General features: G+C 41.9%; 27 protein-coding genes and 1 pseudogene. 6 read left to right on the top strand and 22 right to left on the bottom strand.

Going from position 1 to position 26422, the window contains the following annotated elements; genetic code table 11:
• Nucleotides 1–115: 115 nt before the first annotated feature.
• Entirely contained in the window at nt 116–814 is a 699-nt protein-coding gene (locus MIS45_RS04990; RefSeq protein ID WP_249451226.1) for a hypothetical protein, read from the bottom strand.
• Between the two features lie 222 nt (nt 815–1036).
• Here MIS45_RS04990 and MIS45_RS04985 point away from each other — a divergent pair, with 222 nt between their 5' ends.
• Nucleotides 1037–2545 (top strand): AmpG family muropeptide MFS transporter, encoded by a 1509-nt coding sequence (locus MIS45_RS04985; protein ID WP_249451225.1) that lies wholly within the window; start codon nt 1037–1039, stop codon nt 2543–2545.
• A 52-nt stretch (nt 2546–2597) separates the two neighbouring features.
• On the opposite strand, the gene MIS45_RS04980 is transcribed toward MIS45_RS04985, so the two are convergent.
• The 21 genes and pseudogenes from MIS45_RS04980 to MIS45_RS04880 all read right to left on the bottom strand — a co-directional run bounded on the left by MIS45_RS04980 (nt 2598) and on the right by MIS45_RS04880 (nt 19402).
• Nucleotides 2598–3164, bottom strand: coding sequence for a YceI family protein (locus MIS45_RS04980; RefSeq protein ID WP_249451224.1), 567 nt, complete (start codon nt 3162–3164; stop codon nt 2598–2600).
• A gap of 305 nt (nt 3165–3469) precedes the next feature.
• Entirely contained in the window at nt 3470–3838 is a 369-nt protein-coding gene (gene speD / locus MIS45_RS04975) for an adenosylmethionine decarboxylase (protein WP_249451223.1), read from the bottom strand.
• Entirely contained in the window at nt 3835–3984 is a 150-nt protein-coding gene (locus MIS45_RS04970; RefSeq protein ID WP_249443583.1) for a hypothetical protein, read from the bottom strand. The genes speD and MIS45_RS04970 overlap by 4 nt, the downstream gene beginning before the upstream one ends.
• 49 nt (nt 3985–4033) lie before the next feature.
• Complete coding sequence (locus MIS45_RS04965) at nt 4034–4768, bottom strand: hypothetical protein (RefSeq protein ID WP_249451222.1); 735 nt, start codon at nt 4766–4768, stop codon at nt 4034–4036.
• Between the two features lie 21 nt (nt 4769–4789).
• Entirely contained in the window at nt 4790–5521 is a 732-nt protein-coding gene (locus MIS45_RS04960; RefSeq protein ID WP_249451221.1) for a toxin-antitoxin system YwqK family antitoxin, read from the bottom strand.
• 130 nt (nt 5522–5651) lie between these two features.
• Entirely contained in the window at nt 5652–6350 is a 699-nt protein-coding gene (locus MIS45_RS04955; RefSeq protein ID WP_249451220.1) for a hypothetical protein, read from the bottom strand.
• Between the two features lie 180 nt (nt 6351–6530).
• Nucleotides 6531–7121, bottom strand: a pseudogene (hisB, locus tag MIS45_RS04950) (imidazoleglycerol-phosphate dehydratase HisB); the annotation flags it as partial.
• 81 nt (nt 7122–7202) lie between these two features.
• A complete protein-coding gene (gene hisC / locus MIS45_RS04945; protein ID WP_249451219.1) occupies nt 7203–8417 on the bottom strand; it encodes a histidinol-phosphate transaminase in 1215 nt (404 codons plus the stop codon).
• A 191-nt stretch (nt 8418–8608) separates the two neighbouring features.
• On the bottom strand, nt 8609–9478 hold the full coding sequence (locus tag MIS45_RS04940; protein ID WP_249451218.1) for a lipid A biosynthesis lauroyl acyltransferase: 870 nt from the start codon (nt 9476–9478) through the stop codon (nt 8609–8611).
• 29 nt (nt 9479–9507) lie between these two features.
• Entirely contained in the window at nt 9508–10017 is a 510-nt protein-coding gene (locus MIS45_RS04935) for a hypothetical protein (RefSeq protein ID WP_249451217.1), read from the bottom strand.
• Complete coding sequence (gene trpC, locus MIS45_RS04930) at nt 10017–10799, bottom strand: indole-3-glycerol phosphate synthase TrpC (protein WP_249451216.1); 783 nt, start codon at nt 10797–10799, stop codon at nt 10017–10019. Before trpC ends, MIS45_RS04935 begins: the two co-directional genes overlap by 1 nt.
• A 285-nt stretch (nt 10800–11084) precedes the next feature.
• Nucleotides 11085–11753, bottom strand: a complete 669-nt coding sequence (locus tag MIS45_RS04925) for a SanA/YdcF family protein (protein WP_249451215.1) — start codon at nt 11751–11753, stop codon at nt 11085–11087.
• The gene (locus MIS45_RS04920) at nt 11734–12834 is read right to left on the bottom strand and encodes a lysozyme inhibitor LprI family protein (protein ID WP_249451214.1); all 1101 of its coding nucleotides are present in this window, start codon (nt 12832–12834) and stop codon (nt 11734–11736) included. The genes MIS45_RS04925 and MIS45_RS04920 overlap by 20 nt, the downstream gene beginning before the upstream one ends.
• Nucleotides 12835–12938: 104 nt before the next feature.
• Complete coding sequence (gltS, locus tag MIS45_RS04915; protein WP_249451213.1) at nt 12939–14168, bottom strand: sodium/glutamate symporter; 1230 nt, start codon at nt 14166–14168, stop codon at nt 12939–12941.
• 731 nt (nt 14169–14899) lie between these two features.
• Nucleotides 14900–15970, bottom strand: coding sequence for a 3-isopropylmalate dehydrogenase (gene leuB, locus MIS45_RS04910; RefSeq protein ID WP_249451212.1), 1071 nt, complete (start codon nt 15968–15970; stop codon nt 14900–14902).
• Nucleotides 15971–16035: 65 nt separating this feature from the next.
• A complete protein-coding gene (locus MIS45_RS04905; protein WP_249451211.1) occupies nt 16036–16635 on the bottom strand; it encodes a GIY-YIG nuclease family protein in 600 nt (199 codons plus the stop codon).
• Between the two features lie 75 nt (nt 16636–16710).
• Complete coding sequence (locus tag MIS45_RS04900) at nt 16711–17175, bottom strand: hypothetical protein (protein WP_249451210.1); 465 nt, start codon at nt 17173–17175, stop codon at nt 16711–16713.
• 53 nt (nt 17176–17228) lie between these two features.
• A complete protein-coding gene (locus MIS45_RS04895) occupies nt 17229–17495 on the bottom strand; it encodes a type II toxin-antitoxin system RelE/ParE family toxin (protein WP_249451209.1) in 267 nt (88 codons plus the stop codon).
• The gene (locus tag MIS45_RS04890; protein ID WP_249443568.1) at nt 17482–17754 is read right to left on the bottom strand and encodes a type II toxin-antitoxin system RelB/DinJ family antitoxin; all 273 of its coding nucleotides are present in this window, start codon (nt 17752–17754) and stop codon (nt 17482–17484) included. Before MIS45_RS04890 ends, MIS45_RS04895 begins: the two co-directional genes overlap by 14 nt.
• An 85-nt stretch (nt 17755–17839) precedes the next feature.
• Nucleotides 17840–18739: an aldo/keto reductase gene (locus MIS45_RS04885; protein WP_249451208.1), complete on the bottom strand. Its 900-nt coding sequence runs from the start codon at nt 18737–18739 to the stop codon at nt 17840–17842.
• A gap of 66 nt (nt 18740–18805) precedes the next feature.
• Nucleotides 18806–19402 (bottom strand): hypothetical protein, encoded by a 597-nt coding sequence (locus MIS45_RS04880; protein ID WP_249451207.1) that lies wholly within the window; start codon nt 19400–19402, stop codon nt 18806–18808.
• 193 nt (nt 19403–19595) lie between these two features.
• On the opposite strand from MIS45_RS04880, the gene MIS45_RS04875 reads away from it, so the two are divergent.
• From MIS45_RS04875 to ybeY, 5 genes are all read left to right on the top strand, one after another.
• Nucleotides 19596–20204: a lytic transglycosylase domain-containing protein gene (locus tag MIS45_RS04875; RefSeq protein ID WP_249451206.1), complete on the top strand. Its 609-nt coding sequence runs from the start codon at nt 19596–19598 to the stop codon at nt 20202–20204.
• Nucleotides 20205–20629: 425 nt separating this feature from the next.
• Nucleotides 20630–22825: a TonB-dependent receptor gene (locus MIS45_RS04870; RefSeq protein WP_249451205.1), complete on the top strand. Its 2196-nt coding sequence runs from the start codon at nt 20630–20632 to the stop codon at nt 22823–22825.
• 75 nt (nt 22826–22900) lie between these two features.
• On the top strand, nt 22901–24670 hold the full coding sequence (locus MIS45_RS04865; RefSeq protein ID WP_249451204.1) for an ABC transporter ATP-binding protein/permease: 1770 nt from the start codon (nt 22901–22903) through the stop codon (nt 24668–24670).
• A gap of 220 nt (nt 24671–24890) precedes the next feature.
• Entirely contained in the window at nt 24891–25793 is a 903-nt protein-coding gene (prmB, locus tag MIS45_RS04860) for a 50S ribosomal protein L3 N(5)-glutamine methyltransferase (RefSeq protein WP_249451342.1), read from the top strand.
• A 62-nt stretch (nt 25794–25855) separates the two neighbouring features.
• Nucleotides 25856–26362 (top strand): rRNA maturation RNase YbeY, encoded by a 507-nt coding sequence (gene ybeY / locus MIS45_RS04855; protein WP_249451203.1) that lies wholly within the window; start codon nt 25856–25858, stop codon nt 26360–26362.
• The last annotated feature ends 60 nt before the right edge of the window (nt 26363–26422 follow it).

Raw genomic sequence — 26422 nt, 5'->3', positions numbered from 1 at the left:
CCGTCCATTGGCGAGTATTTTTGACGCAGAAGTTGGCGATTTTGATGAAAAAACAACCGTGAAACGAATTGTCAACAGCCCCTACTGGATAACGCTTTATTGTAACAAATTTGTTTTATTCCATCGGCACATTTGTCCAAATATTCCGATATCCAACATACATGAAAGCGGCATTGATAATTGGGGCGGTTAATAATAAAACCAGAACTAAAAATCTGATTTTGGATACGGTTCTATCGCTTAAAATGTCTGCCAAGGATATGATGAGCATCACAAATCCGCCAATCGCCAAGATGAATATTAAAAAAGCGCATAAAATCGGCAAAATATTTTTCAGGCTGCCTAAAAAGCTCATTTTAATGGCGGTAAGTGGTTTGATATCTTGCAACATCATCAAAGGCAATGCGAGCCAACTGATTGAAAAAGAAATAAAAAATACAATCGGAACTATGACAGCTAGTGTTATGATATTGATACCAACAGCCATTAATATCATGTAACCGAGTCCGTTAAAAACACCTGAAATCAGAATTACATAGATAGAGAGAAACAGTAATTGCAAAAATTTATATTGAAAACCTGCGAACAAATAAGATGTCGCTAAATCATCTTCTTCTATCAGCGATGCCATAGAAACTACCAAACCGCCTGTAAATGAGAGCAGCAAAAATAATGCAATAAATTCACGCAAAATATTGATGGGAACATCGTATAGAAAAAAGCCACATAATCTGATGCATAGGCACATGATAAAAGACATCAACAGCCATTTACCCGCGCGTTCTTGGCTTAAACCACAGGCTTTTTTATCCAAACCCAACCATCGCTAAATGGGCGACTGGCTGCCTTATCCAATAATTGAACTTCATTTTCCATAAAATACACCCTACCCGATTGATTTATAAATGTGAAAGGGTAGAATACTACCCCCCCCCCCCGAATTGTCAAACTCTTTTCAGGCTGCCTTTATCGTACAAAATATATCAGGCAGCCTGAAACTGTTATAATCCGCACAAATTATTTTATTGATTACATTATGACTTCCCTATCCAAATCCCTACACAGTTATTCAGACCGCCGCGCCATCATCATGCTGTTGCTCGGTTGTGCCGCAGGGCTACCGTTTCCTTTGATTTTCGGCACGCTTTCCATTTGGTTACCCGAAGCGGGCGTAGAACGCAAATTGGTAACCATGTTTAGCTGGGCAGGCTTGGGTTATTCCTTCAAATTTTTGTGGGCACCGTTGATTGATTCGCTGCAACTGCCCCTTATCGGTAAATTGGGCAAACGCCGCAGTTGGTTGCTGTTGGCGCAATTATTGATTATCGCCGCGATTATACTGATGGCGTCCATCAATCCCGCGCAACAATCGCTGTTATCACTTATGGCTGCATCTTCCGTGTTACTCGGTTTTTCCGCTGCCACGCAAGATATTGTGATTGATGCTTATCGCATTGAAGCCGCACCGAATAATCCTGCCATGTTATCTGTTATGTCATCCACCTACACTATGGGTTATCGTATCGGCATGATTGTCGCAGGCGCAGGTTCACTCTATTTAGCAGACTGGCTCGGTTCCAGCCGCGAGCATTATGTGTATGACGCATGGCGCAGCACCTATTATTTCATGGCAGCATTTATGGCGATTTTGCTCACGCTTACCATTCGGTGCGTGCGCGAACCAGAAGTCAATCAACAACGCCCAGCACGATTAAACGCGCAAGAAAATGTGCGTTTATTGCTGATGTTTGTGTTGTTTATTATTGGATTTATTTTTGCATTCAAACAAATTGGCGTCATGCAGCCTGAAAAACCCACACCTATTATCGCATTGGGCTGGGAAATCATCCGTTTATCGGGCTCTATCGCAGTGGGCGCTGTTTTAGCAGGCATCGCCATCATCAGCAAAATCACGCCCAAACACATTGCCTATCAAACTTGCGTAGAACCGATTGCCGATTTTTTTACCCGATACGGCAAAAAAGCCCTGCTGCTGCTTACCTTGATTGGTTTGTATCGCATATCTGACATTGTTGCAGGCGTGGTTTCCAATTTATTTTACAGTGATTTAGGATTTAGCAAAACCGAAATTGGCAACGCCGTTAAAGTATTTGGCGTATTGATGATGATTCTGGGTGGCATATTAGGCGGCGTATTAGCACAACGTTTCAATATCATGAAAATGATGATGCTGGGCGCAATTTTATCCGCCGCCACCAATTTATTATTTGTGTTATTGGCGATGCGAGGGTACGATATTGCTATGTTGTATCTTGTGGTTTCTATTGATAATTTAGCCGCAGGATTGGCATCTACTATTTTCGTAGCGTTCTTATCCTCGCTGACCAATATTCAATTTAGTGCAATGCAATACGCCCTATTCTCTTCTTTGATGAGTTTGCTGCCCAAAACACTGGGCGGCTATTCGGGTGCGATTGTGGAGCATATTCAATATACGGGATTTTTCACGTTTACCGCCGCGCTAGGCATTCCGATTGTGCTATTGATTGTGTGGACAAATAAAGTTTTGTTTCACGAAAAATAAAGTATAAAAAGGCAGCCTGAAAATGTTTTCAGGCTGCCTTTTTAATTCTCAATCAATTATTTTTTGCAGCTTCAATTTGAATATCCAAGCGTACTTTTTTGCTCATTCCTGCGCTAACCAAATAATCCATGCCCCATTTGGTACGGTCAATCGTGGTTGTGAAATCACCACCACATACTTCGGTTTTCAACATTGGACTGTTATAGCAGTTAAATTTGTTGGCGCGCAATTTTACAGGATGCGTTTTACCCAACAAAGTTAGATTACCGCTTACCGCTACCACTTTTTTACCAACAAAATGAAATTTGGTAGATTGAAAACGCATTTCTGGGAATTTGTCGGCATGGAACAAATCCGCAGATTTCAAATGTCCCGTAAACGCATCAGAACTACTGCGCAAGTTTGCCAATGGTAAAGTGATGTCCACACTACCTATACGTTTAGCTGGATTAAATTCCATGCTACCTTCAATTTCATACACGCCACCTACGTTACTTGATGTACCAAAATGGTCAATCATAAAACGAGCATTGGTGTGTTTTGGGTCAATTTCGTATGATGCAGCGGTTGCACTGACTGCGGCAAATGCCAAAACGGTTGCAGCGATGATTTTTTTCATGTTATTTATCCTTGTGTGAGTGGTGTAAAAAATTAACTTTTGAATCATAACATAAAATTTCGTGATATTGATTCACTGATTTTTAAAACCATATTTCTTACTGGTTAATGTTTTTTCAAACTGAAACCTTTGAAAAATCGATTCAGGCAGCCTGAAAACTCGTAGGTCAGATTCGTGTATCCGACATTTGTTATAGTCGCTTAAAATAAAAATAGGACAAGGCGACCACGCCCTTATGTACTATTTGTACACAGCGGGCGTGGTCGCCTTGCATCTTTCTTATTTTACTTCACTATACCAAGATTTCAGGCTGCCTGAAACAAATTCTCGCCACGCGGATATTCACGCCATTGTGCCGTTTGAGCAGATAAGGCAGCCTGAATGCTTTGCGCTGCAATTTGCGGTTGTAGGCTGCCACATAAAAACACATCCACAGCTGCAAAACCATGTTCCGCCCAAGTGTGGATAGTGATGTGCGACTCTGCCAACAATACCACACCTGTTACGCCACCATGTCCACCAAAAGTATGAAAATGTGCTGATAAAATCGTAGCTTGTGCATTATGGGCGGCTTGACGCAAAGCTTGTTCCAATGCAACCGCATCACGCAAAATATCCGCAGGACAACCGTATAAATCCAGCAAACCATGTGCGCTGGGACGATAATCACTCATTTATGCCCACCTGAAAAACCGCCCACATAACCCGATGAACCTGTGTAACCGCGTGAACTTTTACTTTCGCTAACCATAGAATAATTAGTAAATGTGCCAAACATAATGGAAAGCACAGCAACAATAATATAAGTCGTACGAGACATAATGTTTCCTTATGTTTTCAGGCTGCCTTGAATAGGGCAGCCTGAAACTTTAAATTCCCAATTCAGGTGCAACAACGTTCAACATATCAAAATACATTGATGCAGCTTGGCGAATTGAATCAATCTTCGGATGTTTATCAGGTATATTTTTCACATGATTGCTATCAATCAAAAATTGTCCCTTTTCATCAAAAAGATAATGTTTAGATTGTTTATTCTTCGCAGTGGAATACGCCAATAATTTACCATTGGGATAATATGCCCAAATGCGTTCTGTATTGGGCAAGCGCTGATACGCCATCTGTAATTGCCCATTATTATAATGGGCTGCACGCGTAATACTGCCTGTTTGTACCCACACAAATTTGCTTAAATCACCCATTGGGGTATACCAAATCACGCGTCCTTCTGCTGCTCGTGTATCTGAATTGGTTAATTCCGATTCTTGCGCAATAACAGATGGATCAATTTGTTTGGTACGCGTATCTTGATAAAAATCTTGTATAACCGATTTCCCCGTCGCCGTTTTACCTACCAACATCCGATAATAACCACCCTGTACAGGCATATCAGATTTTTGCCATTGCGCATCGTAAAACGCTACAACACGCGTTTCTTCCTGTTTAATTAATTGTTTTGTCGCCAAATCAGATTGTATTGCCAACGTTTTTGCAGATGCAGGGGCAACTGTTTGCACAGGTATTTTCGGGACAGTTGCAGGTGCTGCATATGCAAAATTTTGCAGCACCACAGACAGGCATGCAAGCGCAATCATTTTCTTCATGATACGTCCTTTTCAAGCTGCCTATTTATTATCTTCTAATAAATTAGCTGCCTGCATTTCTTGTTTTAAATCTTGAAAAGCACTCATTACACGTTGAATTGCGCGTGCTTTAGGGCTATTGGCATTAATAGGCATTTTATCGCGGCGACTGTCATAAACCACCTGACCACGCGTATTAAACATTTTGCCATGCATTTTACCATCACGTTCCACCACAATCAGCATCGGCTTACCATTAGGATAATACGCATATCGCCCAAACTCGCCAGTTACTTCATTTTCCACCAAGCGCAAACGTCCTTTGGCGTAATATGCCGACCTCTTACGTTCACCATTTTCATATTCTACAAACGATTGTAATTGTCCTGTTGGTAAATATTTAGAATGGAAACCTGCCCATGTTGTTACCTGAAACTGATTTAAATGTGTTTTTTTCGGAACAATAAATGGATCAGTATATTTGGTTCGTGAAGATTGATGAAAATCTTGAATCACAATTCGCCCATCAGCTGTTTTTCCCAACTGCATCCGAAAATAACCTATGCCATCAGCTTGCGCTGTTGCTTGTCCATTTTCATCAAAATAGCCCACAAAACGCAATTCTGGCTGCACAATGGCACGTTCCATTTCAGTTGCAGAATGTTTTGCTAAAACATCAGCTTGCCTAGGTGCAATATGTTGATAGCGCAAGCGTGGTTCGGCTTGCACACTAATAACTGCAGTTAGCGCGGTAGCAAATATCCATTTTTGCACAATAATATCCTCAAATATATTCTGATATAGTAGAAATTCTAGCATATTTTATGTATAAGGCAGCCTGAAAACATATTTTCAGGCTGCCTATTGTTGGATTTATGTCATTTTCACATCTATTTTTATTGTTTTAGTACAAATCAAACTCCATCATCAAATCAAAATATATTTTAGCAGCTTCCACTGCCTCTTCCACAGGTTCTCCATCTAAAGGTTTTTGACTGTCAATCAATATATTTCCATTTTTACCATACATGAAAATATGTGGCTCAGTTTCATTGGCTTTTTGTTTAGCATACATAAATAATTGCCCATTAGAATAATAGCCCCATGTTTCTTTGTTCTGACCCATTAGTTCATGCGCCAATAAACGCAATTTACCATCCCTGTAATAACCTTGCTCCAGCATTTTGCCTTTTTCTATCACAACATAATTTTTCAGCTCACCTTCAGGCGTGTACCATGTGGTACGTCCTTCCGATGCATATACAGAAAAATCTTTCACATCGCTGTCTTTGGACATAACCACAGGGTCAATTTGCTTGGTACGCGTATCTTGATAGAAATCTTGCACGACTGCGCGACCATCTGCCGTATAACCCAACAACATGCGATAAAAACCGCCTTTGCTTTCCGTTTGGGTTTCTTCGCCATCTTTATCATAATACGCCACCACACGGCTTTCGGTTTTACTGACCAATTTTGCCGTTTCTGTTTGTGAGCGTTGCGCCATTTGCTCCGCAGCCATCGGTGCATATTTTTGTGCAACAGGGGCAGCTTGAATCGCTAATGTAGTTGATAACGCAATTGCTAAAATGATTTTTTTCATGATAATCCCTTTATAAATGGTTTTATAGTGGATTCACTAAATCAGGACAAGGCGACAGCGACCACCGTGTACACATAGTACATAAGGGAGCTGGCAACGCTGTACTGGTTTAAATCGAATTCACTATAAAAACTATTAGACACAAATCTCTGACCTACAAGATTTCAGGCTGCCTTTTTATCAAGCTGTCAGCGTTCCTTTGGTAGACGGCATTTTTCCTGCCATACGCTCATCATATTCCACCGCCATACGCAACGCACGTCCAAACGCTTTGAACACCGTTTCCGCTTGATGATGTGCATTTTTGCCACGCAAATTATCAATATGCAGCGTCATCATCGCGTGATTGACCAAGCCGTGAAAAAACTCGCTGAACAAATCCACATCAAATCGTCCAATCAAAGCACGAGTAAAATCAATATTATATTCCAAGCCAGCACGCCCAGATAAATCCAACACCACACGACTCAATGCCTCGTCCAATGGCACATAAGCGTGCCCATAACGGCGAATACCCACTTTGTTGCCCAATGCCTCTTTAAGTGCTTGCCCCAGCGTGATGCCAATATCTTCCACCGTGTGATGGTCGTCAATGTGTAAATCGCCTTTGCAAACAATATCTAAATCAATCAGACCGTGTCGCGCGATTTGGTCAAGCATATGCTCCAAAAAGGGGACACCTGTATCAAAATGTGCTTTGCCTGTGCCGTCTAAATTGATAGATACGGTAATTTGAGTTTCGCTGGTATTGCGTGTAATGGTTGCGGTTCGCATAAAGTTCCTTTCATGATGTGATGTATTTTTTCAGGCTGCCTGATTTGTTTTATGGTAAAGGCAGCCTGAAAAATAAATTTAAGGATTAATGGTACTAAAATAAATCACGCCAACAAAAATACTAAACACTAAAAAAATCGCTAGCGTAATCAAAATATTGCGCATCAATTTTTGATTGTTTACTTTTTGCGTTATCGCCATTAAACCACGATGCTTTTGTTGATTATGCTCGGCAATCACATCGCGCAGTACACGCAAAACATGAGCATTTTCAATCGGTGTCCCAATGGTAAGACGCAAACAGTTAGCTAAAAATGGGTGAGCATTATGTAAATTTTTAACTAAAATTTTGTTTTCTTTTAATTTATTAAATGCATACTGTGCATCTGGCACTTTGATGGTTAAGAAATTGGCTTGGCTAGGATACACAGTTACATCGTCCAATAATGCCAATTCAGTAAACAAATGCTGGCGTTCATCTTTCAAAGTTTCAATATTTTTTTCAATCATATCAAAATGCTGTAAGGCAAATTTTGCAGCCGTTAGGCTCAACTGATTGATATTGTAAGGTGGCAGAATTTTTGTTAATTCGTTTAATACAATCGGGCTGCCAACCGCGTAACCTAAACGCAATCCTGCAAAACCAATTTTGCTCAATGTACGCATAATAATTAGGTTTTCAGGCTGCCCTGCTTGTGCGATAAAACTATCATCGCTGAATGCACCATAGGCTTCATCAATCACAACTAAACCCGATGCAGCCTGAATAATTTCTTCAATATCGCTACGAATAAAGGGAACGCCTGTGGGATTATTGGGATAGGCAATGAAAATAATTGCAGGATTGTGTTGCGCAATCGAATCTAAAACCGCTTGTTTATTCAGAGAAAAATCAGGCGTAAGTGGTACGCCAACATATTGCATACCGAATAATTCAGCGTTGCGGCGATACATGACAAAACTGGGTTCCAGCGCCAACATCACGGCATTGGGCTGCGCAACCAATAAAGTGAGAAATTGAATCAACTCATCCGAACCATTACCCAAAGCGATGGCGGTGGTTTCGGGAATGTGGAAAGTTTGACGCAAGGCAGCCTGAATGCCACTGCTGGCAATATTGGGATAGCGATTAATGGGCGTATTGACTAATTGTTCCGCCAGTTGTTTTTGCAACTCTTCGGGAAAAGTGTAGGGTACTTCCATGGCATCTAGTTTGATGAAATCGGCGGGAACATCGGCAACTTGATACGCGCTTTGTGCGAGAATGTCGGGACGGATAAAATGGGTACTCATGGTATTTTTCCTGTTTTGATATTTGGGCGAGTGCAAAGTAATGTATCACAAAAAAATATTTGATAATAGATATTTAGAAAAAGATACATCTATATTTATTAAGTCATTTTCAGGCTACCCTTTGCATTCGTTGTCGCTTTGCCTGATTTCTATTTTAAACAACGATATTAAGGCAGCCTGAAACCTTATTTTTAATAAACAGAAACTTCGCCTTCGGGACGGGTTTTGAAGCGTTTGTGTAGCCAATAATATTGCGCTGGCTGTTCACGAATACGCTCGGCGATAAAATCATTCATGCGCTGTGTATCTGCCATAACATCTTCGCTGGGGAAATTGTCCCACGCGGGATAAAACTGCAATGTTACCGTGCCATCGTTTTCGCGCGTGGGAATGGCGGGAATCACTTTGGCATCGGTCATTTTGGCGATGCGCGACAAACCTGTAATCGTGGCAGCCTGAACGCCCATAAAATCCACAAAAATACTGTCTTTCGCGCCAAAATCTTGGTCAGGCAAATACAAAAAAGGCGCATCGCTGTTGCGAATGTGTTTGATAATGGCGCGTAAACCTTCGGTGCGCCCAATCAAAAAGACATTGTTGTAGCGGTGTCGTCCATGCAAAATTTGTTTATCCAGCTCAACATTTTTTTGGTGCGAATACACGCTGGTCAATGCCACGTCTTGATTGAGCGCGTAAACGGCGGCTTCAAACGCAGTAAAATGCGGATACAACAAAATCACTTTTTCTTTATTTGCCAATGCCTTATCCAAAATTTCTTTATCTTGATAGCGCACGGCATTTTTCAGGCTGCCTGCATCGGCATACCAATATCGCCCATATTCCAATACCAATAATGCCATATGATAAAAATGTTCACGCAAAATTTGTTCGCGTTCGGCGGCGGATTTTTCGGGGAAACACAGTGCCAAATTGCGCTGCCCGACTTTGCGGCGCGGCACAACCAGCCAATAACACAAAAAACCGACAACACGCGCTATTTTTTGCAGCGTGCTAACAGGAAATCGGGACAGGAATTTGAGAAAAAGAAAGGCAAATTTCATGATGTGGACTTTAATGGGTTTCAGGCTGCCTATTCGCAACCTAAATTCATGGCGACAGAATTAAAACTCTGGTTCAGCGCGTGGCACGTTGCTTCATCGGGATTTTCACGCATGACTTCAATTTTTGCTTCTTGATTTTGCGCACGCAAGGCATTGGCATCATCGCCTTGTCGCGCAAAACAAGCATCAACGCGTTGATAATATTGCTCGCAAATCGGATGCAATGGCGGTAAATTTTCAGGCACAGAGGCAGCCTGAAATGTATCAGGCACATATTCTGGCAACATATTCATTTGCGTCGCCATTTCGGCAATATCCGATGCACTAACTTCAGCTTTTGCCTCTTTTCGCGCTTGTAAAATATCGCTGCGAGGCTCGGCATCCGCCAAAATTGCGCTGGCAATCGCCGCTTGATTAGCCTCCACCGAAGCAGCGATGATATGCGAAGTTTGTGGCGCATCATCTTGATTGGGCGAACAAGCAGACAATAATACGCACAGCAAGCCAATCCAGCGGATATTTTCAGGCTGCCTACGCATTAAAATAGCTTCCGAACTTCGGCGGTAATATCGTCTGCACGCATAAACGTTTCGCCGATGAGAAAAGTATGCACGCCTTGTTCACGCATAAAATCTACATCTTGTTTATCGCGAATACCGCTTTCAGTAACGGTAATGCAGCCTGAAAGATGCGGCAGCAGTTGAATCGTTTGCTGCAAATCTACGTCAAATGTCCGCAGATTGCGGTTGTTTACGCCGCGCAAAATGGTGTTCATTTTGGCGCATTTTGCCAACTCGCTCGCATCGTGCAATTCCAGCAAAACCGCCATGCCCAACTCGTGTGCCGTGCGTTCCAAATGCAGTAAAGTCGCTTCGTCCAATGCTGCTGCAATCAATAAAATCGCATCTGCGCCCCATGCTCGCGCTTGATAGACTTGGTATTCATCAATCATAAAATCTTTGCGTAACACGGGTAGCGATACGGCGGCGCGTGCTTGGCGCAAATAATCGGGCGAGCCTTGAAAATACGGCTCATCGGTCAAAACGGATAAACACGCCACGCCTGCCGCTTCGTAATCACGCGCATGGTCGGCAGGACGAAAATCGGGACGAATCAAGCCTTTGGACGGACTGGCTTTTTTGATTTCGGCGATAATAGCGGGTTGATTGAGTTGATGTTTGGCGGTAATCGCGCCAATGAAATCGCGTGGCGGTTCGGTATCGTGTGCCATGCGTTTGATGTCGTCCAAAGAAATAGCGGCTTTTTGCGCGGCAACTTCTTGGGCTTTGGTAGCGAGAATTTTTTGTAGAATATCAGACATAATAATTTGATTTAATGTGGTTTTCAGACTGGCTATTCAAAATATTGAATATAAGGAGCTTTACGGTACACGACATGAATCTTTAATATTACCTGAAATCTATCCCCTCCCACGCTGGCGGGGGAGGGTTAGGGTGGGGGGTGGCTCGTTAATTTTCAGAAAAATAAATTTGTTCCACCGATTTCCCCCACCCTAGCCCTCCCCCGTTTAGGACGGGGGAAGGAACAAGATTCGTGCTTATTTCAAAAAATGTCGTGTATTGTGAAGCAGCCTGCAAATAATGTTTTATTCGGGTATGACGATTTTGTCGCCGCCATGTCGCGCGGTTTTGCCTGTCCACACGTCCAGCAGCATTTTGACTCGCGCGCCATATTCACGCAGTTGGGTTTTGAAACCGTTATACACATCCACATCGGTGGCGTTGTAGCCGTAGGCTTCTATGCCATGTGCTTGCGCCAGATACACCGCGCGTTCGTTGTGAAATTTTTGCGAAATAATGATGAGACGCTGTTGCCCAAAAATTGCGTGCGCGCGCAACACGGAATCCAAAGTGCGAATGCCTGCGTAATCGGGATAAATCCGTTCTGCAGGAATGCCTTGTGCGATGAGCGCGGCTTTCATGTAATCGGGTTCGTTGTAGCTGTTTTTGCGATTGTCGCCGCTGACGATGATGTAGCGGATTTTGTTTGCGTGATACAAATCGGCTGCGGCGCGAATGCGGTAGTCAAAATACAAATTATTGCGCCCATCTTTGAGTTTGGGGTTGGTACCCAGTAGCAAGGCGGTTTTTTGCGTGGACAACTGGGCTGGATTATCAAACAAATAGGGGGCAGTAACGTATGCGGTGTAACAACGAATAGCGTACACAATCAGGCAGCCTGAAAGCAAGATAAACAATGCATACCACATTTTCAGGCTGCCTTTTTTTACAATATTAATCAATGCTGTAACCATTTAAGTATTCTATGCGTTCGCGTGTCATACGAGTATCGCATTGCATTTGCAAATAACGACTTTCGGCTGCGTCCGCACCTTTGGCGGCTGCGCTACGGCATGATTGGCGTTTTTTACTTTCCCATTCACGTTGTTCTGCCACCAAATCTTTTTGGATTTCGGGCGCAATTTTACGCCATGCGCCTTTGATGTTTTGTGTGGCATCATCATTGGCTTGGCGCGCATTATCCAAATCATTATCGGTAATGCGACTTTGTGGTTTGCTGTCAGGAGGCGTTAAGGTTTCAGGCTGCGTTTGTGCGTTTGCATTTTCAGCAGGTTGAGATTCTGCTGGTATAACTTCCTCTTTTGGCATTTGCACATCGGCAGGTGGTGTAGGAATTGGTTCGCCAATCGGCTCTACTTGTTTAATTTGGGGTACTACAGCGGGCGTTGATGCGGTATTGGGTTTGGGCTCGGCTGATTTTGTCAGCATACGCAAAGCATCTTCGCGGCGGATTTCTTTGCCATTAACAGTCAGCAAATCACGCACCGCATAGGCCATAAGTGCATCGGTCAGCAGATTTGCCACACCATTTAAATTTTTATCGGTCAATGCAAATTGATTGTTTTGCATGGAGTAATTCAAAGGTAGAGATAAGGTATTGTTGTCAAATTTTGTGTTGCTGCCAATGATGCCTTTGGTAATGACATCTACGGGTGCTTCAATTTGCAACAAAGGTGCATTGGTTTTGGCTTGCGCCAACACGTTTTCTGGAATGTTAATGCTGACTTGGGCTTCACAAGTATGGGGCATTTTACCTGCTTGAACATCGCTTATATTGATGCCTAATTGCGCTACAATGGCGATGAGTTTATCCGAATCCAAAATACCATTGCTGTCATTTTTATTGATAAAACCTTGTGATTGTGTTGCGATGGCTTGCTGAATGATTTGTTGAACCTGTGTAGCAACAGTAGGATGATTACAATCTGTTGCCACAGCTGCGCTAGATGCCACGGCGGTGTTTTCTTCTTTATTAGAACAGGCGGACAAAAGCAAGGCAGCGCAAGTAGCAGCAATAAGGGTTTGTTTCGTCATTTAAATATCCTTCGTAAAAATTTAAGCGTGCATCATATCAAAAAAATAGCTTTAAGGCAGCCTGAAAAATAAGTTTTTCAGGCTGCCTTAATTTTTAAATAGTATTAACCAAAAAATGCCATCATACGGTCAAGAATAGCAGCATTGACCAAGTCAATGAAGAATGCGCCGACCAGTGGCACAATCAAAAACGCTTTATGTGATGGACCGAATGTCCCTGTTACTGATTGCATATTGGCAACCGCGGTTGGCGTTGCACCCAAACCAAAGCCACAATGTCCTGCTGTCAAAATGGCAGCATCGTAGTCTTTACCCATGAAACGGAAAGTAACAAAGTAAGCATATAAAATCATAGCCGCAGTTTGTGCCAACAAGATAACCAACAATGGACCTGCCATGCCAGCCAGTTGCCACAATTTCATGCTCATCAATGCTATTGCCAAGAATAAACTCAATGATGCGTTACCAAACACGTCAATCGCGCGGTCAAACATATCAAATTTAAACATACCTGTCAGTGCATTACGCAATAATACGCCAAAACCTAATGCCCATACGAATTGTGGTAATTTAAAGTTTGGAAAGTGTTCAGTCATATAACCGTATGCAAATGATGAGAATGCCAAGCAAGCAGCAAACAAAGCCATTGTTTCAATCGCAGATTCCGCAGTAATCAAACGCATGCGTGCAGATTTTTCAAATGTTTGATTATCGTATTCGCCTTTAAGGTCTCCAGAATCCACCTCATCTGCCAAAGGTTTATGACCCATTTTATTTAACAAATGACGTGCTACTGGACCACCAACCAAACCACCTGCTACCAAGCCATAAGTCGCAGAAACCATAGCCATTTCTACCGCGCCTTGCACACCAAATTGTTCAGACAAAGTTTTACCGTATGCCGCACCTGTACCATGACCACCTGTTAATGTGATAGAACCTGTTAATAAACCAACCAAAGGATTTTGTCCCATTAAAGTTGCCAAACCAATTCCAACAAAGTTTTGCAACACAATAAAGATACTCACAATAATCAAGAAAGCAACTAATGGAAAACCACCTTGTTTCAAACGCGAGAAATCGGCAGATAAGCCGATTGATGAGAAAAAAATCAACATGAAAGTTGTTTGCAAAGCGGATTCAAACTGGAAAGTAATGCCTGCCGTGTAATATAGTGTTGTGATAATAGCAGCTGCAATCAAACCACCCGAAACCGGTTCAGGAATATTGAAATCGCGCAAAAATTTGATATTCTTTACCAATATGCGCCCCAGCAACAAAACCAATGTTGCCGCAATGAGCGTGTAGTAGCCATTCAAAATAATTGGTTCCATTATAAACATACCTCTTTGATTAAAAAGATAGAAAATAGAAAAGCCGTGAGCGTTTTGTGAAGCGTTCTAACAGCAACTGGAACTCATCATAAAACATTTGTTAAAATATGTCAAAGTTTGACAAGATTTATTAGTGTAAATTTTTACTTTCAGGCTGCCTATTAAAGATTTATTTAAACGTAATACAATGATAACTAATTGAAAATATTTAAATTAATAAACTTTTTTGGATTAAATATATGAAACAATAATTTTAATTACCACCATGTGCAGTCATTTAACATAGAAATTTAAGATAAAGTAACAGCAACCACTGCATCTCAAGTAAATATAGTTCAGTTAAAATACAATAAGTAGCAACAGTATAGTGGATTCACTAAATCAGGACAAGGCGACAGCGACTGCCGTGTACACCGAGTACATAAGAGAGCTGGCAACGCTGTACTGGTTTAGTGAATTCACCATATTATTTTTACTTAGAACCTGTGTTCGTAAGATTGATAGCTTGATTTTATTGTCAATTCATGCGAATACAAGGCGGCTTCCCACGCCAATATTGAACATATTGGCGTGGGAAGCCAACGCAGTAGTCGTATGAATTGGCGATAAAAGCAAGCTATTAAGATTATGAACACAGGTTCTTAAACATAATCATTCCTTAGGATAAATCCAAGCCTAAATAAAATAGGCAGCCTGAAAATACATTTTACATTTTCAGGCTGCCTAAAACATTACAATGCCGCAATTACTGCATCGCCCATTTCCGAGCAAGACACCAATTTTGTACCCTCTTCAAAAATATCGCCCGTGCGCAAACCTTGCTCCAATACTTTTTGCACGGCATTTTCAATTTGCTTGGCGCGATTTTCATCATTCAAACTGTAACGCACCAACATCGCCAACGACAAAATGGTCGCCAAAGGATTGGCTTTGTTTTGCCCCGCAATATCGGGCGCAGAACCGTGAGACGGCTCGTACAAACCCTTGCCCGTTTCGTTCAAAGACGCGGACGGCAACATGCCAATGGAACCCGTCAGCATGGACGCTTGGTCGCTCAAAATGTCACCAAAAATATTGCCAGTCGCAATCACGTCAAACTGTTTGGGCGCACGCACGAGCTGCATGGCGGCGTTGTCCACATACATATGACTGAGTGCCACATCGGGATATTCAGGCGCAATTTCATCAAAAATTTCGCGCCACAATTCTGTGGTTTCCAATACATTTGCTTTCCCCACCGAACACACTTTTTTGCTGCGTTTTTGTGCTGCTTTAAACGCAACGTGGGCAATACGGCGGATTTCGCTTTCGCTGTATTTCATGGTATTGAAACCTTCGCGCTCACCGTTTTCCAAAATGCGGATGCCACGCGGTTCGCCAAAATAAACATCGCCTGTCAATTCACGCACAATCAGAATATCCAAACCCGCCACCACTTCGGGTTTCAGCGTGGACGCATTTGCCAATTCTTTGTACAACACGGCTGGGCGCAAATTGGCAAACAAATTCAAATCTTTACGAATGGCAAGCAAGCCGCGTTCTGGGCGCAAAGGGCGTTCCAAATTATCATATTGTGGCGAACCCACCGCACCGAGCAACACCGCGTCCGCTTGACGGCACAGATTTTGCGTAAATTCAGGGTAAGGCACACCGTATTGGTCGTAGGCTTCGCCGCCCAAAGGCGCGTAGTCGTATGCCACGTCCAAGCCTTGTTCAATCAATTTATCCAATACACGCACGGCTTGGGCGATGATTTCTGGGCCGATACCGTCTCCGCGTAAGATAGCGATTTGTTTGGTCATGTTGTTTTATCCTTGTTTTTGTTTAAGAAAAGTTGAAAAAATATTTTTTCAGGCTGCCTGAAATATCATTCTTCTGGTTTGGGTGCATGATGTAATAAAGAACCTTTGATTTTGTTAAATAATGGTTTAGAAATGCGTAAAATTAAAGATTCAACGTGTTTCGGATAATCAGAAAATTCTGTTTCGCCAACATAATAAGCTGAAATATATTTAACTAATTCCGCCCGAATTTGAGGTCTATCTTTTTCACCAATATTTTTAAAATTAGGTAATTTTTCTACTGGAATCGTGCGCTTTAAAGCATCTTGAATTTCTGTTAATAAGTCAGTACTGGCTTTGCCAACATACAACAAATTACCGAACGCATCATAAAAAGCATAAATACCTGCATATTTATAACGATTACCCAATAACTCTTTAATTTGAGTTTGTAGTGCTTTACTATTATCAAATGGAAAAAATTCATTAATGATGTAAAACTCGGGAGCTGTCGCACAATGAATAATGTATTTCAAGGTTGCTTTCTGTGGCTGAGTTTTTCCTTCTAGCCAATTTTTAATTTGCGATTCTTTATAACCTGTTATTTCTGCAACTTGTTTTACATCATTATCAAAGTATTGTTGCACAAAATATTTCAATACAACTGTTCTATCATTTGAAATCATAATCTTACTCCTATGCTTACATTTACAAAAATAATTTAAATAAATTTTCAGGCTGCCTGAAAAATGCCAAATCCTTCAATCAGGCGTATGTTCCCAAGTTTTATTTTTAAAATCATAACCATATCGGGAAAACGGGCTTAATGATGACGAATAAATCAAAATGGGCAAATTTTGATTTTTCACACATTCTTCAAAGCAAATGTAGCGCAAATGATATTGTCTGGGTGCATTGTAGGCATTATGTTCGGGATAATGTCCGTGTTTTGTGCGATAAGCATCTAAATCATCGGCAATTTTTTGGGCATGAATCCGCGCATTGTGATTGTAAACATAGTGCATGCCACATGATATAGCAAACGCCACCAACCAACACGCCACTCTAATTCGCCCAAGTTTTGGCGATTGTTTCTTGCGCCCGATTAGTTCATCTACCAACCAAGCAAAAACAAAAATAATCGCAAATGCCCCACCTAATGCATTAGGGTGAGTAAAAAAGAGAAAAATGGCAATGCCAATCAAAGTCTTAATTATTGAAATCATGCTGTTTTTATCCATATTTTTCCCCATTTGACACTTTCAGGCTGCCTGAAAATTCACAAACCCAATTCGCTATGACTGCCCAAACGAACCAACGTAATCGTGTCATCATTTTTGGCGTAGAACAAAACCAAATCGAGCTGAATATGACAATCGCGCAAATCACACAAATTGCCCGTTAAAGCATGGTCGCGGTATTGAATGGGAACAGGTAAATCATTGATTAAACAATACATCACTTCCGTCCATTGAGCCGTTGCCAATGCCAAAAAATGCTTTTTTGCATCGCGTTTAAACTGGTTGGTGTAATCAATTTTTTTCATTCAAGCCGTCCATTAAATCGTCCAATGATGAACAGCTTTCCACGCGCCCTTTCCGATAATCTTCAATGGCTTGCATGGTGGTGGGATTGGCTTCGTAATTGATGTTTTGATAATCCAAAGACAAGGGAATGGTGTTGGTGTGCGCGATTTGGGTCAGAAACATTTTGAACGCTTGACTGGGGGTCATGCCAAAGCGTTCAATCACCGCAAATGATTGTTTTTTCAAATCATCATCAACGCGAATATTGATGTTTGCCATATTCACACGCTCCTCTAAATGTATTGCAAATGTTTTACATTGTAATGCAAAATGACTGATTTGTGTTTTCAGGCAGCCTGAAAACTCACGGCACAGGTTTGCCCACAGATGCGCTGTAAATCTGAATCCAATCTTCTTCGCTGAAATTCAGGCGCAACGCATCCACAGCATTTTGAATGCGCGACAACTGACCGCTGCCCACAATCGGCATGATTTTCGCGGGGTGGTTGAGCAGCCACGCATAAGCCAATGTATCCAAACGGTTTTCGCCATATTTCTCGCCCACTTCGCGCAAGGCAGCCTGAACCCGTTGGGCGCGTTCATCGTTGCCGTCAAACAATTTGCCGCCCGCCAATGGCGACCAAGCCATTGGTTTCATGCGTTTTTCCAGCGCAAAATCCAAATCGCCATTGTCAAACGAAGTCAGTTGCAAAGGCGAAATTTCAATTTGATTCGTTACCAAATCTTGCCCCAAATACGATTGCAACATTTTGATTTTACTAACCGAAAAATTGGACACGCCAAAATGTTTCACCAAACCACGACCATGCAAATCGTCAAACGCCACCGCAATTTCTTCGGGATTGGTGCAAGGCGATGGGCGATGTACCAACAAAACGTCCAAATAATCGCAATTCAATTCGCGCACGGAACGCTCGGCAGACCAAATAATGTGTTGGCGCGTGTGGTTGTAATGCTTGGTTTTCATTTCGCTAAATGTCTGATTGGGAAACAAAATCCCAAATTTGCTGACAATTTGCATTTGTTCGCGCAAACTGGGTTTTGCCGCCAATGCTTTGCCAAACGCGGTTTCATTGGTAAAACCGCCATAGCAAGCCGCATGGTCAAAAGTCGTGATGCCCAAATTCAGCACATTTTCAATTAAATCAATGTATTGCTCGGTATTTAAACCCCATTCGTGCGCGCGCCAATAGCCGTGAATAATGCGACTGAAATTCAGATTTTCATTTAACGAAATTTGCATGATGATTCCCTTGTTTTAATTAAGAAAAAGTTTTCAGGCTGCCTGAAAACAAATATAACAAAGTTTCTACCAATTTGATTTATCAAAAAATAATTTCAAATTCATTTTTTTTGCAAGACTCTCTAATAAATCATCGGTTTGTTTTAAAAAGCGCGCATCTGTTTGACCAAACAAAGGAGCTGTTTCCATTTCCAAAACCGTGTGAGCTTGGCTATTTTTATCATAAACTTGTAATACAATCAATTTATTAGCACGGGATAAAAACAAAGGTTTTTGTTCGCACATCAAAGATGAAACCAAGCCAAACTCTATGGTCTCAACCAATTTATTTTCATGAAAAATCATGATATTACGTTGCAAAAAATTGAAACGAACGAGCGGATTTTTTGGAGGCTGGCGCAATAAAAAACGATGCAAAGGTGCGATTATATACACCATCAAACTTATAATTATTATCAATAAAATCAATGGAATAATTAGATAACCCCCACCAACCAAAGAATAACCTAGCCATTCTGACATTTGTCTCACAACTTGTGTTTGATACCATGAATGCGAATACATCGGCGAGTTGTATTGTTTTTGATGAAATTCAATACTTTCATTATGTTCAATTTCTTGTGTAATTCTAGCAATCGTTTCTGATGAAATTGGAGACAACATGATTTTCCTTTTTTGAACTGAAAAATATTTTCAGATTACTTTTTAAATATATTTAGGCAGCCTGAAAATATATTTTATCTAAAAATACAACTTTGATTATGATGATTCTCATCATCATACCAACAAAAAAGCATTGCCATGCGTGGCATTTTTCTTTACATTGCAGGTTCATTTAATTGTCCAATTAATAAAAATGTCCAAACTTTCACGTCGCCAATTTTTGCTCACAGCAAGCACCTCCCTACTCTGCCCTAAATTTGTTTTTGCGGGTGCACAACGAGAAGAAACTTTATCCGATGATGTTGCTAGCATTATGCGTCAATCGGTGGAACACGCTAGTCCGCCGCGTTTGGTGTTTGATAAAGCATCGGAGGGACAACGTTGGCTCAATGAAATGTCAGGACGGCTCACACGATATGTGGATAACGAGTGGTATCGTCGCCGTTTACTGACTATGATTCATTATGAAGCCACGCGTGCAGGCTTGAATCCCCAAATTATTTTGGGCTTAATTGAAGTGGAAAGCGCATTTCGGCAATACGCCATCAGTAATGTGGGCGCAAAAGGTTTGATGCAAGTAATGCCGTTTTGGCAGCGCTATATCGGCAATGAAAATCACAATTTATTTGATGTTCGCACTAATTTGCGCTATGGCTGTACTATTTTGCGCCACTACAATAATGTGGAAAATGGTAATTTACGCCGTGCATTGGCACGCTACAATGGCAGTTTGGGCAGCAATAAGTATCCCAATGCAGTATTGAACGCATATCAACGTCGCTGGTCTTGGGAGGCAGCCTGAAATTTGTGTTTTTTATTCTATGAAAAAGCTGCTATCTCAATAATTAATTTGTCAGATTTAGACATCTCTTGACATGATTTAATTTTAAGAACCTGTGTTCATAATCTTAATAGCTTGCTTTTATCGCCAATTCATACGACTACTGCGTTGGCTTCCCACGCCAATATGTTCAATATTGGCGTGGGAAGCCGCCTTGTATTCGCATGAATTGACAATAAAATCAAGCTATCAATCTTACGAACACAGGTTCTAAGATAAGCAATATAAATTATTAATTTACTCAAATAATTAGGCAGCCTGAAACCTCTATTAATCAGAATTTTCAGGCTGCCTATTTTTTATCCTACTAAAAAAATTGATAATAATTTGTATTCTATATTAAAATACATATTTTTACCTCTCTTCACAAAATATAGTTATTTATTATGAAATTAAAATATCTACCACTTGCATTATTCAGTTTAAGCGTAGGCATCGCTTCTGCTGAAACCACACCTCATCAACAAGAATTACAAAATGTTGTTGTCAAACGTGTTCGAGCACTATCCAAAGCTAGCGATGGTAATCTGCGTGATACAGCAAATCTGGGGCTATTGGGGAAAGTACATGCTTTCCAAGTGCCGATTACGGTTGTTAATTATGATGAAAAATATCTCAATGATTCGCAGCAACGAACATTAGTAGATGCTATTGCAAAAAAAGATGCTTCTACATGGCAATTTGGTGGCGAAAGCAATACGCTGACAGGTTTGTATTTCCGTGGTTATCAACTTGATGCACGACAATTTAGCGTCAATGGTCTGGCTGGTATGTATGGCACACAAGGTACGGCAAGTGTCCACATTGGTTCAGCACAACTGATTAAAGGCGCATCAACCGCTGTTACGGGTATGGATCCAGAAGGTGCGGTTTCGGGTGCAGTTAATATGGAGACGAAAAAAGCGTCCAATAAAGGTAATCGCAAAATTAGTACAGCCTGGTTCAGCGACTCGCGCGGACAAGTTGCGGCAGATTTGGGACAACGTTTTGGTGAACGCAAAGAATGGGGTGTTCGTGTAAATGGCTTGATGCGTGCAGGTGATACGCCACGCGAAGGCTATGACGAAAATAATAAGGAATTTTCTGTGAATGCTGATTATCGTGGAGAAAGACTGCGTGCATCAGTAGACAGTATTTATGCAAAACGTAAAACACATGGTGGTCGTGCGCGCATTCAGGATATTCAAAATGCACAAGGTCGTTTGTTTGATGCACCAAGTGGCGATGTGAATTTGGCACCAAGTTGGCAGGCACAAAATACGCGCAGCCAAACCAATATGGCGACATTTGAATATGATGCTACTGATAACGTGCAAATTACAGGTGGTATAGGCTACAACGATGCCCGTTATGAGGGAAATTTTGCTTCACCCACCGCATCTAAAAGTGGCTTAACATATCAATCTGGCCGCGCACGTTTAACCGACCAACGGTTTAAAACATTGAGTATGAACTTGGCAGCGCGTGGCGATTTTGATTTAGAAAGTGTGAGCAATAGCTGGAATGTGGCGTATGACCGTATTATCCGCAAACGTTTAACTTATCAAGGCGCACGTCAAACCACTGCTGCCACAATTAATCCTGCGTTGGATATTCCCTCACAATTAGCGGCTTTGGATAGCAATGTAGGTACAGCTTGGAATCCCAATCCAAGCGTCCATTCCAAAGTAGTGGTGGATAGCTTGGCATTGGCGAATACTTTTGGCGTGATGGACAATCAATACCGACTCACTTTGGGTGGACGTTATCAAATGATTAAACAAGATAATTACATCAGACAAACGTCGGTAGATGCGTCACGTTTCAGCCCAATGGCTATGGCAGCATGGGTACCTAATCCCAACTTAACCGTGTATGCAAACTACATGGAAGATTTGGAACCTGGTGCAGTTTCTACCGATATCACAACAGGGGATACCACTATGGCAGACCCTCGTGTCAGCCGTCAATTTGAAATTGGTGTCCGCAAAAACTGGGGCGATATTGTAACCACATTAAACGCATTCCAAATCACACGTCCTGGCTACTGGCGAGGTGGCAATGCATCGAATACTGATTACGCACGTCTTGCTGCAACAGGCTCTGTTTACGCAGGAAAAGAGCAAGGCAAAGAGCGCAATCGTGGTATAGAATTGAATGCCTATGCCAACCTCATGAACGGCACATTGCGTCCCAATTTTGGTTTGATGTATTTGCAATCTCGTGTGCACGATTATCCAAATTATGCAGATAATTTAGTAAACGGCGTACAAGTTGCCAATCCGCGCATCATCGCCAAAGCAGGCGTTGAATGGGATACGCCTTATGTAAACGGTTTAACTCTGAACACCAGCATCAGCCATTTTGGTAAATCGTATCAAGATACACAAAAACAATACGCTTTCCCTTCATACACATTAGTTGATGTTGGCGCAAAATATGGCTTAAAACTAAAAAACAATCAAAATGTTACCATTAGTGGCGCAGTAGAAAATGTATTTAACAAAGCCTATTGGCAAGTACAACGCGGACAATATGACCGCAGTTTCGCTGTAGTTGGTATGCCACGCACATTCTGGTTGAAAGCCGATTGGTCATTTTAATTAACATTATCAAAAATAGGCAGCCTGAAAACACAGTGGATACTATTTTCAGGCTGCCTATTCTTAAAAAATACCATGCAAAAATGGCAAATTACTTTGAATGCCACCCCATTGTGGTTACTACAAACCTTTGGTGGAGTTACACTCATACTCATCATTACCACTGTTTTACTGGCATATTTTACCCGTTTTGGTAAACAATTCAGCCATGTCCTTGCCCCCTGCCTAGACACCAAAAGCAGCCTGAAAATCATAGGCTTCATCGCCATAATGATTCTTTTGCTGCTAACCGAAATCCGCCTAAATGTATTAAGCACGTTTATGTCAAGTGGTTTATATACATCCATGCAAGACATGAACGTTAACGCATTTTGGCAATTCGCCGCCATGAATGCCAGCGTTGTTCTGCTACGCACATTTAACGGCGTCATCAACGACTTTTTTGACCAAGCTCTTGCCATAAAATGGTCAGAGCGACTCAATCGTGTTCTCATTACACGCTGGCTCGCCAACAAAAACTACTATCGCCTACAAAATCGCCACCATACCCCTGACAATATTGACCAACGTATTCAACAAGATGCACAAGAATTTATCGCCAACACCATAGAATTTGTGCGAGGTATGCTCAATTCCGTCATCTCGTCGCTAGAATTTGGTATTGTTTTATGGGGCTTGGCAGGCGTACTCAATATATTTGGCATCAGCATTCCACACGGGCTGGTTTTTTTCGTCTTTATTTTCGTGATACTTGCCACCTTTGCCGCCATGTGGATTGGTAACCCATTAATTAAATACCACTATGAAAATGAACGACTGAATGGCGACTACCGCTATTCACTCATTCGCGTACGCGACCATGCCGAAAGTGTCGCCTTTTATCACGGCGAGTCAGTAGAACAACAACGATTATCGCAACGCTTTGCCGATATTATCCGTAATCGCTGGCGCATTGCTCGTCAAAGCGTAACATTAAGCGGATTTAACGACATGTTCAGTCAAGGTATCCAACTGCTGCCCATTATTTTACAAGCACCGCGCCTATTTGCAGGACAAATTAAACTTGGCGATATTCAACAAACCGTACAAGCATTTGCCCGATTACAACGCGCCTTATCATTTTTCCGCCTATTTTACGAAAACTTTACTGCCTATCGCGCTCGCTTGGAACGTTTAAGCGGCTTTCTCGCCAGCACCGAAACCGACCCACATCCCATGCAGCCTGAACGCGAAATCACACAAGGCAGCCTGAAAATTCAAAATATCGCATTATTACGTCCACATGGCGATATTTTGATTGATAACATCAACTTATCTGTTAAAAATGGCGAAAGTCTACTGATAAAAGGACCTTCAGGCTGCGGTAAAACCTCGTTACTACGCTTACTAGCAGGATTATGGACACATGGTGGGTCAGGATACATCGCTGCCCCCGATATGCAAGAAACCATGTTTGTACCGCAACGTGCTTATGTCCCACAAGGCAGCCTGAAAGAAGCCATTTGTTATCCCAATTTATTACCAGACGAAACCACTTTACACGCTGCCCTACACGCCTGTTCACTCGCCTATATGCGCGAACATTTACACAAAATCAAAGATTGGCAACATATTTTGTCACCAGGTGAATTACAACGCATCGCCTTTGTACGCATCTTATTAGCAAAACCCAAATTGATTTTGTTAGACGAAGCCACTGCCGCATTAGACGAACCAACCGAAGCAGCACTTTATCGCCTAATCCGCGCCAAATTACCCGACAGCATCATCGTCAGCGTTGGACACCGCAGCACATTAGACAAATTTCATACGCAAAGTGTCAATATTGTAGGAGGATGCGAATAAAGGCAGCCTGAAACCTTGTATTCATATTTATAGGAACGATTAAAGTTAGAAAACTGCATCAAAGAAAAACAACACAAACGTTTCAGGCTGCCTTTTATCTGCCATAATCAATAAAAATCGCTATAATAATACTTTTATTTTTTCCCTAGCCACCATGTCTCATCAAACAAACAACCTACCCACTTCCGAAGAAGACCCATTCATCGCTCACTTGGAAAACCTGTTTACCCAAGCCGAAAGCAGCCTGAAAACCGTGCGCGATGTTTTGCGTTTCGCCGTCAGCCGTTTTAATCAAGCACAATTATCGTTTGGACACGGCAGCGACAACGCTCACGATGAAGCCGCTTATTTGATTTTGCACACGCTCAATCTACCATTGGATACACTGGAACCCTATTTGGATGCCGTTTTGCTGCACGATGAGCGTGTAGAATTACTGGACAAATTGTATCGCCGCGTCATTGAACGCGTGCCAGCCGCGTATCTTACCAATCAAGCATGGCAAGGCGATTACGATTTTTATGTAGATGAACGGGTCATTGTACCGCGTTCATTTATCTACGAATTACTTGGCGAACCACTCACACCATGGATTGAATATCCCGAATTGGTGCATCGCGCTTTGGATTTGTGTACAGGTTCAGGCTGCCTTGCCATTCAACTTGCCGACCACTATCCCGCCGCCGAAATTGATGCGGTGGATTTGAGTTTAGATGCGCTGGAAGTTGCCGCCATCAACGTGGAAGAATACGGCTTGGAAAACCGCATCAACCTGATTCATACCGATTTATTTGAAGGCTTGGAAGGCACATATGATTTGATTATTTCCAATCCGCCCTATGTGGACGCACAATCTGTTGCCGATTTACCCGATGAATATTTGCATGAACCCGAGTTGGCACTTGGTAGTGGCGAAGATGGTTTAGATGCTACACGCCAAATCCTGCTCCACGCAGCCAAATACCTCAATCCAATGGGCGTATTGCTAGTAGAAATTGGACACAATCGCGAAACATTAGAAGCTGCCTATCCAGAATTACCGTTTATGTGGCTAAACACCAGCGGCGGCGACGGCTTCGTTTTCTTGCTAACACGCGAACAATTATTGGGACAAATCAAATAATTTTTTTCAGGCTGCCTATCCCAAAAAAGGCAGCCTGAAAACCTGTTTTAAACAATCCAATTATGAAAAAACAAACCAAATATTTCCCTTTTTTATACATTCAAAAACAACGCTTTTCTTTGTATTATCAAAATGATAGCCAAGAAAATAATCTGCCTAGCGAAAAACAATTTTATCAATGGATTTGGCACGCCCTGAAAAACTTTTATCGCCGCGCCGAAATTTCATTGATTTTGTTGGACGAAGCCGAAGCGCGTGCTTACAACCATGATTATCGCGACAAAGATTACGCCACCAATGTATTGAGTTTTGCTCACAATGAAGGCGAATTTTCTTTTGTAGAACAAGATGATGTTTTACGTGGCGATTTGATTATTTGCCCACAAGTTGTTGCTCACGAAGCCGCCGAACAAGGCAAATCGCTGCATGACCATTACGCGCATTTAGTCATTCACGGCACGCTTCATTTAATCGGTTTTGACCACATGGACGATGCCGAAGCCGAAGAAATGGAAACTTTGGAAACCGATTTATTGGCACAGTTACATATTGCCGACCCTTATGCTTAATTTTCAGGCGGCCTTTCAGTACACGACATTTTGTAGGTCGGGCATTCATGCCCGACGATG

The organism is Wielerella bovis (assembly GCF_022354465.1).
GTDB classification, from domain to species: Bacteria; Pseudomonadota; Gammaproteobacteria; order Burkholderiales; family Neisseriaceae; genus Wielerella; species Wielerella bovis.
Note: the sequence above shows the minus strand (reverse complement) of the source record. Positions and strands in the feature narration are given on the sequence as shown.

Excerpts from the sequence above, each read along its gene's own strand:
- MIS45_RS04985 (WP_249451225.1), top strand. The coding sequence starts at position 1,037 with ATGACTTCCCTATCCAAATCCCTACACAGTTATTCAGACCGCCGCGCC.
- MIS45_RS04980 (WP_249451224.1), bottom strand. The coding sequence starts at position 3,164 with ATGAAAAAAATCATCGCTGCAACCGTTTTGGCATTTGCCGCAGTCAGT.
- speD (WP_249451223.1), bottom strand. The coding sequence starts at position 3,838 with ATGAGTGATTATCGTCCCAGCGCACATGGTTTGCTGGATTTATACGGT.
- MIS45_RS04970 (WP_249443583.1), bottom strand. The coding sequence starts at position 3,984 with ATGTCTCGTACGACTTATATTATTGTTGCTGTGCTTTCCATTATGTTT.
- MIS45_RS04965 (WP_249451222.1), bottom strand. The coding sequence starts at position 4,768 with ATGAAGAAAATGATTGCGCTTGCATGCCTGTCTGTGGTGCTGCAAAAT.
- MIS45_RS04955 (WP_249451220.1), bottom strand. The coding sequence starts at position 6,350 with ATGAAAAAAATCATTTTAGCAATTGCGTTATCAACTACATTAGCGATT.
- hisC (WP_249451219.1), bottom strand. The coding sequence starts at position 8,417 with ATGAGTACCCATTTTATCCGTCCCGACATTCTCGCACAAAGCGCGTAT.
- MIS45_RS04940 (WP_249451218.1), bottom strand. The coding sequence starts at position 9,478 with ATGAAATTTGCCTTTCTTTTTCTCAAATTCCTGTCCCGATTTCCTGTT.
- MIS45_RS04935 (WP_249451217.1), bottom strand. The coding sequence starts at position 10,017 with ATGCGTAGGCAGCCTGAAAATATCCGCTGGATTGGCTTGCTGTGCGTA.
- trpC (WP_249451216.1), bottom strand. The coding sequence starts at position 10,799 with ATGTCTGATATTCTACAAAAAATTCTCGCTACCAAAGCCCAAGAAGTT.
- MIS45_RS04925 (WP_249451215.1), bottom strand. The coding sequence starts at position 11,753 with ATGGTTACAGCATTGATTAATATTGTAAAAAAAGGCAGCCTGAAAATG.
- MIS45_RS04920 (WP_249451214.1), bottom strand. The coding sequence starts at position 12,834 with ATGACGAAACAAACCCTTATTGCTGCTACTTGCGCTGCCTTGCTTTTG.
- gltS (WP_249451213.1), bottom strand. The coding sequence starts at position 14,168 with ATGGAACCAATTATTTTGAATGGCTACTACACGCTCATTGCGGCAACA.
- leuB (WP_249451212.1), bottom strand. The coding sequence starts at position 15,970 with ATGACCAAACAAATCGCTATCTTACGCGGAGACGGTATCGGCCCAGAA.
- MIS45_RS04905 (WP_249451211.1), bottom strand. The coding sequence starts at position 16,635 with ATGATTTCAAATGATAGAACAGTTGTATTGAAATATTTTGTGCAACAA.
- MIS45_RS04900 (WP_249451210.1), bottom strand. The coding sequence starts at position 17,175 with ATGATTTCAATAATTAAGACTTTGATTGGCATTGCCATTTTTCTCTTT.
- MIS45_RS04895 (WP_249451209.1), bottom strand. The coding sequence starts at position 17,495 with ATGAAAAAAATTGATTACACCAACCAGTTTAAACGCGATGCAAAAAAG.
- MIS45_RS04890 (WP_249443568.1), bottom strand. The coding sequence starts at position 17,754 with ATGGCAAACATCAATATTCGCGTTGATGATGATTTGAAAAAACAATCA.
- MIS45_RS04885 (WP_249451208.1), bottom strand. The coding sequence starts at position 18,739 with ATGCAAATTTCGTTAAATGAAAATCTGAATTTCAGTCGCATTATTCAC.
- MIS45_RS04880 (WP_249451207.1), bottom strand. The coding sequence starts at position 19,402 with ATGTTGTCTCCAATTTCATCAGAAACGATTGCTAGAATTACACAAGAA.
- MIS45_RS04875 (WP_249451206.1), top strand. The coding sequence starts at position 19,596 with ATGTCCAAACTTTCACGTCGCCAATTTTTGCTCACAGCAAGCACCTCC.
- MIS45_RS04870 (WP_249451205.1), top strand. The coding sequence starts at position 20,630 with ATGAAATTAAAATATCTACCACTTGCATTATTCAGTTTAAGCGTAGGC.
- MIS45_RS04865 (WP_249451204.1), top strand. The coding sequence starts at position 22,901 with ATGCAAAAATGGCAAATTACTTTGAATGCCACCCCATTGTGGTTACTA.
- ybeY (WP_249451203.1), top strand. The coding sequence starts at position 25,856 with ATGAAAAAACAAACCAAATATTTCCCTTTTTTATACATTCAAAAACAA.